The organism is Pseudomonas sp. AF03-9 (assembly GCF_020515815.1).
Lineage (GTDB): Bacteria > Pseudomonadota > Gammaproteobacteria > Pseudomonadales > Pseudomonadaceae > Aquipseudomonas.
Map to the genome: position 1 here is coordinate 1 of NZ_JAHPJF010000042.1, position 7,137 is coordinate 7,137.

Annotated in this window: 6 protein-coding genes; all 6 read right to left on the reverse strand. The window is 65.5% G+C overall.

Going from position 1 to position 7,137, the window contains the following annotated elements; translation table 11 throughout:
- Positions 1-78 precede the first annotated feature (78 nt).
- Genes LIY36_RS27415 through LIY36_RS27440 form a run of 6 tightly spaced genes read right to left on the reverse strand, consistent with a single transcriptional unit; the run spans position 79 to position 6,921 of the window.
- Entirely contained in the window at positions 79-1,719 is a 1,641-nt protein-coding gene (locus LIY36_RS27415; RefSeq protein ID WP_226457833.1) for a BatD family protein, read from the reverse strand.
- The gene (locus LIY36_RS27420) at positions 1,716-3,455 is read right to left on the reverse strand and encodes a tetratricopeptide repeat protein (protein WP_226457834.1); all 1,740 of its coding nucleotides are present in this window, start codon (positions 3,453-3,455) and stop codon (positions 1,716-1,718) included. Before LIY36_RS27420 ends, LIY36_RS27415 begins: the two co-directional genes overlap by 4 nt.
- Entirely contained in the window at positions 3,452-4,540 is a 1,089-nt protein-coding gene (locus LIY36_RS27425; protein ID WP_226457835.1) for a vWA domain-containing protein, read from the reverse strand. The genes LIY36_RS27420 and LIY36_RS27425 overlap by 4 nt, the downstream gene beginning before the upstream one ends.
- On the reverse strand, positions 4,533-5,027 hold the full coding sequence (locus tag LIY36_RS27430) for a DUF4381 domain-containing protein (protein ID WP_192300528.1): 495 nt from the start codon (positions 5,025-5,027) through the stop codon (positions 4,533-4,535). Before LIY36_RS27430 ends, LIY36_RS27425 begins: the two co-directional genes overlap by 8 nt.
- Positions 5,024-5,956 (reverse strand): DUF58 domain-containing protein, encoded by a 933-nt coding sequence (locus LIY36_RS27435; protein WP_226457836.1) that lies wholly within the window; start codon positions 5,954-5,956, stop codon positions 5,024-5,026. Before LIY36_RS27435 ends, LIY36_RS27430 begins: the two co-directional genes overlap by 4 nt.
- 5 nt (positions 5,957-5,961) lie before the next feature.
- Positions 5,962-6,921, reverse strand: a complete 960-nt coding sequence (locus LIY36_RS27440) for an AAA family ATPase (RefSeq protein WP_034119884.1) — start codon at positions 6,919-6,921, stop codon at positions 5,962-5,964.
- Positions 6,922-7,137: the final 216 nt, after the last annotated feature.

The window sequence follows — 7,137 nt, forward strand, 5'->3', positions numbered from 1 at the left end:
CGGGACTGTTGGTGGAGGGGTTGCCCTCAGCCATAGAATCTCCCAGAGGTTAATTGTGTGGTCTCAGGCCGGCCCTGGTTATTTGGGGTAGAGCGGCGGCAAGCTGGTGGTGTCCGTCGCAGGGTCCAGCTCGCGTTCGGCCATGGGGATGGCCTTGACCGCGCGCCACAGTTCTTCGCCCAGCCAGTATTGGCCGCTTTCGCTGTAGAGCGCGCCGTTGAGGCCGTCGAGGGCGTCGGACAGTGGTACAAACCGGGCGGCCATCTCGGCCAGGGTTTCCGGTTGCTGGCGCGCCCAGGCGTCGAGGGCCTGGCGGGTGGCCTGGGGGTCGTTGGCCTGGGTGGCGCGCTTGAGGTCGTCGAGCAGCGTACGTGGGCTCGGGCCGGTTTGCGCGGCGCGCAGCACGGCGGGCTGGCGACGTGCGCGCCACCACAGGCCAAAGCCGAGCAGGGTGGTGCAGGCCAGGATCAGCGTGCTCAGTTGCCACAGCCACAAGCGACTGTCGTCCGGTGCGGTGATGATGGTCGGCGTGGCGGGGGGGTCCACCACCAGGCTTGGGTTATTGGCCACTTGCAGGGTGCGCGCCGGCAGGCTGGTATGTTCAAGGTGGTCTTCGTGGGTGTTCCACCACACCACGTCTACCGCCGGCAGTTCCAACGGGCCGACGCGGTTGGGCACCAGGGCCTCGCGGTCTTCGCGGCTGCCGATCAGGCCGCGGTCGCTGGTCTGGTTGCCGAGCACCGGTTGGTCCGGGTAACGGCGCAGGCCGTTGATGTCGGTGCTGGGCAGCGCCGGCAGTTGCGCGCTGGAGAGGCCTTCGGCCTTGACGATGAGACTGCGGGTCAGGGAATCGCCAACCTGCACATGCTCAGGCTCGGGGTTCCAGCTTTCGCTCAGGGTCAGGCTGCGCGCGGGCAGCCAGGGCGCGTCGGCGGGGTAGAGTTCGGGCTTGGGCTTGACCGTCAATGGCAGCGGCGCCGAGCTGACGTGGATCAGCTTGCCGGGCTTGGTGCCTTGCAGGGTGTTTTCCTGGGGCGGGCGCGACTCCACCAGCGTCGCACTGAAGGTCTGCGCCGGAATGTCCAGCGTGCCACTGTGCTGCGGGTAGATCGCGTAGCGGGTTTCGATCACGCCGTGGCGGATGCTGTTGATGACCTTTTCGTAGGTGCGCGACTCGCCCAGTTGCTCGACGCGGGCGTCGGCGATTTGCAATGGCGTGAGGCTGCTGTCGTCATACAGCGACACCGAGTGGTACACCCGCACCGTCAACAGCGCCTGGGCCTGGACGTACACCGTGGTTTGGTCGAGGTTGGCTTCGACGAACACCGGTGCCAGTTCGGCGCTGGTGTTCTGGCTGGCGGTCTCCACCACTTGCAGGCTGATGGGTTGGGTCGAGTATTCGCCCACTTGCAGCGGCGGGATGATCACCGTGCCGTTTTCCTTGGGCAGCAGGGTGATGATCCAGCGCGTGGTCGCGTGGTTGTCGCCGCCGAGGGTGGTGAGTTGGTTGAGCTGGCGCGTGCCGCTGACTTCGAACTGTGCCTCCAGCGGCGACAGGTCGGGCTTGCCGAACTGGGTGACGTCGCTCGATTCCACCGTCAGCTCGACCGTTTCCCCGGAGTTGAGGCGGCTGCGGTCGACGCTGGCGACCAGGTTCGCCGCCTGGGCGTGGCCTGCCGATAACGTGAGCAGAAGCAGTAGGGTGGTGCGGCGGCTCATCGAGTCTTGTCCTGATGTTGTTGCTGTTCGTACCAGAATTTGCGGCGCAGCAGTTCACCGGGGTTGTCCGGGATCTCCCGCAGCCATTGTTCCAGAGCCTGGCGGTGTTCACCGTCAAGGCTGGCGTCGTTGGGGCGCAGCGGCGGGGTGGTGGTTTGTTCATCCCCCAGTTCGCTGCCCGGCACTTCGTTGCCTCCGGTGGGGGGTGTGGCCCCGGCCTGGGTCTCGCCGGTGCCGGCCTCGCCCTGGCCCTGGGACGTCTGTTCGTCACCTGTGGCATTTTGCCCGCTGGCACCCGGCTGCGCAGTTTGGCCGGGTTGGCGGGTTTCGTCATCCTGGTTTTCTGCCGGTTTCTCCGGCTCGGGTTCGGCCTGTTCCTGCATCAAGGCTTCCACCAGTGCTTTGTTTTTCAACGCCGGTTGCAGGTCGGGCTGGGCTTCCAGCGCCTGTTCATAGGCATCGATGGCGGCTTCCAGTGCGCCGGACTTGGCCAGGGCATTACCACGATTGTAGTGGGAGTAGGCGTCATTGCCTTCGGCGAAACGCTTGATGGCCTCGGCGTAGTTGCCCGCTTCATACAGCGCCAAACCCTGCCATTGCGAGTCCTGGAAGTGCTCGGCGGCTTCGGCCGGGCGTTTTTTCTTCAGCAGGTATTGGCCTTGCTGGTCGGGGCGCAGCCACAGGTCCTGTAATTCAAAGGCATAGCTGGGCTGGGGCGCGGTCAACAGCAGCAACGGCAGGCAGAACAGCCAGCCGCGGCGCCCGGCGCAGGCCGCCAGCAGCAACAGCGGCAGGAGCAGCCAGTAACCCTGGTCGGCCCAGGTGTCGAGGTGCAGGCGCTGGCCGTCGTCGCGCAGGGCCTGGGGCGGGTCGAGCACGCCGAGTTGGCGCAGGTCCTTGTCATCCAGGCGCGCGGCACGGTAGCGGCCGCCCATCTCACTGGCAAAGGCCTTGAGTGTGGGGCTGTCGAGACGTGGTACCAGAATCGCGCCTTGTTCGTCCTTGAGAAACTCGCCGCTTTCCTGGGTCACGGGCGTGCCTTCACGGCTGCCGATGCCGAGGATCGACAGGCTCGGGGTCTGGGCACCTTGCAGCAGCAGGCGAATGCCCTGGCGTTCCTGTTTGGACAGCGACGAGCCGATCAACAGCAGGCGTCCCTGGCCCAGCCCGCCTTGTTTGAGCAGGAACAGGGCTTTCTCGACCGCCAGGTCGGCGCGGTGGCCGGGCTCGGGCATGATCGAGGGGCGCAGCGCTTCCAGCAGGTTGCGGCTGGTGGCGAGGTCGTCCGACAGCGGCACCAGGGTGTGGGCGCTACCGGCGTAGACGACGATGGCGGTCTGTGCGTCGGTGCGTGCCTGCAACAAATCGTAGAGCTTGCGCCGTGCCTGCTCCAGGCGGTTGGGCGGGCTGTCGGTGGCGAGCATTTCCGGAGTGAGTTCCAGCAATACCACCAACGGGTCGGATGGCTTCTGGCTGGATTGTTCAACCCGCTGCCAACTCGGGCCCAGCAACGCCAGCACGGCCAGCAGCCAGGCGATGCCGAGCACCACCCACGGCGCTTTGCTTTCGCGGCCGTTGCCGCCGCTGAGCAACACGGCATGGAAGGCCGGCGGCAAGATCATCTGCCAGCGCCCCGCGCGTTTTTGCCGGTGCCACAGTTGCCACAGCAGCCAGCCGAGCAACGGCAGCAGCAACAGCCACCAGGGGCGGAACCAGTGCGGCCACAGGTCGATCATCGACGCCTCCGTAAACGCAGGCGTTTGAGGCGTTGGCGCCATTCAGGGCGCTGTTGCAGGAAGCGGCCCTTGCTCGACAGTTTGTCGAACAGCCGTTGCAGCGCGTTGTTCGGCCAGCGTTCCTGGATCACCAGCAGCATGCTCAGCACCAGGGCCAGGCCGAGGGGCGCGCTGTACAGCGCCAGAGCCGGGCGGGCCTGGGTCGGTTGCTGTTCGACGGGTTCGAGTTTGTCGAGGGTCTGCTTGATGGCTTGCAGCTCTTCGCCATCGCGCGCGCGGAAATACTGGCCACCCGTGGCCTCGGCAATCGCTTTGAGCGCGGGCTCGTCAAGGTCCAGGCTCGGGTTGACGCCAAGGATACCCAGGGAACCGGTCTGCTCAGGGTCGGCACCGATGCCGATCGGGTAGATTTTCACCCCTTCTTCGGCGGCCAGGCGCGCGGCGGTCAGTGGGTCGATCTGCCCGGCGTTGTTGGCGCCGTCGGTGACCAGGATCAGCACGCGGCTTTGCGCCGGGCGTTGGCGCAGGCGCTTGAGGGCCAGGCCGATGGCGTCGCCAATCGCGGTGTTCTTGCCGGCGATGCCGATGCGTGCTTCATCCAGCCAGGTGCGTACGGTGCGGCGGTCGAAGGTCAGCGGCGCTTGCAGGTAGGCCTGGCTGCCGAACAGGATCAGGCCGACACGGTCGCCTTCGCGCGCCTCGAGGAAATCGCCGAGCAGGTGCTTGACCAGGCTCAGGCGACTGATGTCGTCGTCCTGCCAGTGCATGTCGGGGAAATCCATGGAGCCGGACACGTCTACCGCCACCAGCAAGTCGCGGCCACTGGCGGCAATCGGCAGCGGTTCGCCGAGCCATTCCGGGCGCGCGGCGGCACTGAGCAGCAACAGCCACAGGAAAACGAATGGTGCTTGCTGGCGCCAGCCCGGCAGGTTTGAGCGGGCGCGGCGGCGGGCGAGGCTTTCGAGGTCGTTGAGGTAGCTGACCTTCAAGGCCGGCTCACCGCTGTCGGCGACCGGCAGCACCAGGCGCATCAGCCAGGGTAATGGCAACAGGGCTAAGATCCACGGCCAGGCGAACTCAAACATGTTTGCGAATCCAGGTGTCGACGGCTTGGGTCAGGCCGGCGATGGCCTTGTCGTCGAGTTTGCATTCGGGCTTGTAGGCGCCTTCCACCAGCACCATCCAGCGCGTCAGGCCGGCGGCGGGGCAGCGGTTGTCGAGGAATGCCAGCCATTTGCGGCCGTTGAGGGTGTGGCTCTGGCTGTAGGGGTAGTCGTTGCGGCACAGGCGCTTGAGCAGACCGTTGAGTTGTTGCAGCCAGGCGCCGGCAGGGGCGCCGTCGTAGGGCTTGGGCATCAGCGCGAGTTCCGCCAGGGCGGCGATGCGCAGTGGGTCCAGTGGTTGTTCGGCGCGGGCCACCGGGCGTCGTGTCGGTAGGAAGCGGCGCAGTGACCACAGGCCCCAGCCGAGCAACGGGATGAGCAGCAGCAACAGCCACCAGCCCGGTGCCGGCGGCCAGAAACCGATGGCCGGAGGGGCGATCAGCGGTTGCAGTTGGTCAAGGCTGCTCATTGTTTTTTAACCGGGCGTTGCGGGTTGAGGTATTCGCGCAGTTGCTCGACCATTTCGCTCTGGGTGCTCAACGGCATCAGCAGCACCCGCAGTTTTTGCGCGAGCAGTTCCCAGCGTGCAATGCGCGCTTCGGCCTGGGCCTTGTAGGCCTGGCGCAGGTCGTAGTTGAGCGTGTCGAGTTCCAGCAGCGCGCCGCGTTGGGCGAAACGCAGCAGCCCGGCGGCGGGCAGGGCGTGGTCGAGCGGGTCGGAAATCGGCAGTAGCAGCAGGTCGCAATGGCGCGCCAAAAGGCTCAGCTGTTGCTCGGCGCCTTCGGTCAGGGCGCGCTCATCGCAGATCACGATCACCAGGCTGCCCGGGCGCAGTACTTCGCGGCCACGACGCAGGGCCATGCCGAGGGCGTCGGCTTCCGGGTGGCTTTCGGTGTTCAGGCTCTGGTTGACCCGCACCAGGCGGTTGAGCAGTTGCAGCAGGCTTTGCTTGCTGCGCCGCGGTTTGATTTCGTAGTGCTCGTTGTCACCGAATACCAACCCGCCGACACGGTCGTTGTGGCCCAGCGCCGCCCAGCCGATCAGGCTCGCAGCCTGGGCCGCGAGCACCGACTTGAACATCTGCCCCGAACCGAAAAACAGCCGGCAGCTTTGCTCGACCATGATGAAGATCGGCCGTTCGCGTTCTTCATGGAACAGCTTGGTGTGCGGCTCCTGGGTGCGTGCAGTCACGCGCCAGTCGATGGTGCGTACGTCATCGCCGGCCTGGTACACGCGCACCTGGTCGAAGTCGACACCGCGCCCGCGCAACTTGGAGTGATGCAGGCCGATCAGCGGGCTGCGCTGGCTCGGCGTGGAAAACAGCTGCACTTCGCGCACGCGATGGCGCATCTCGATCAATTCGCTGAGGGTGACGCGGATGCCATCGCCTGCGTTCATGGGGCTCAAGCGACGGCAACGACGTCGAGAATGCGTTGCACCACGCGGTCCTGGTCAATGCCGGCGGCTTCGGCTTCGAACGACAGAATGATGCGATGGCGCAGCACGTCGAACAGCACCGCCTGAATATCCTCCGGGCTGACAAAGTCGCGACCGGCCAGCCACGCATGGGCGCGGGCGCAGCGGTCGAGGGCAATTGAGCCCCGCGGGCTGGCGCCGTAGGCGATCCACTCGGCCATCTCCGGGTCGAACTTGGCCGGGGTGCGCGTGGCCATGACCAGTTGCACCAGGTATTCCTCCACCGCATCGGCCATGTACAGGCCGAGGATTTCCTTGCGGGCGGCGAAGATGGCTTGCTGGCTGACACGACGCTCGGGTTTGGTTTCGCCATTGAGCGCTTCGCCACGGGCCTGTTGCAGGATGCGCCGTTCCACGGTGGCGTCCGGGAAACCGATTTTCACATGCATCAGGAAGCGGTCGAGCTGGGCTTCGGGCAATGGGTAGGTGCCTTCCTGCTCGATGGGGTTTTGCGTGGCCATCACCAGGAACAGTGGCGACAGTTCGTAGGTGCTGCGCCCGACGCTGACCTGGCGCTCGGCCATGGCCTCAAGCAAGGCCGATTGCACCTTGGCCGGGGCCCGGTTGATTTCGTCCGCCAGCACCAGGTTGTGGAAGATCGGGCCTTGCTGGAACACGAAGCTGCCGGTTTCCGGGCGATAGATCTCGGTGCCGGTGATGTCGGCGGGCAACAGGTCGGGGGTGAACTGGATGCGATGGAACTGCGCCTCGATGCCTTCGGCCAACTCTTTGATGGCCTTGGTCTTGGCCAGCCCCGGCGCGCCTTCGACCAGCATGTGGCCGTCGGCGAGCAGGGCGATCAACAGACGATCGATGAGTTTTTCCTGGCCGAGAATCTGCGTAGAAAGAAAGGTTCGCAGCGCGAGCAGCGCTTCACGATGTTCCATCGATGACGGTTCCTGGAGAGGTGCGCCCTGGGCGTCATGACACGAGCGCCGGGCTGGGGCGTCTACTTTAATGCATCGAGGGGTGTGGCGACTAACGGCGTGACGGGTATTTTTGGCAAATCTTGTAGGATTTTTGTGTTGAAACACTGTGAATGTGGGAGCGGGCTTGCTCGCGAATGCGGTGGACCAGACAACACATCTGCAATTGACAGACCG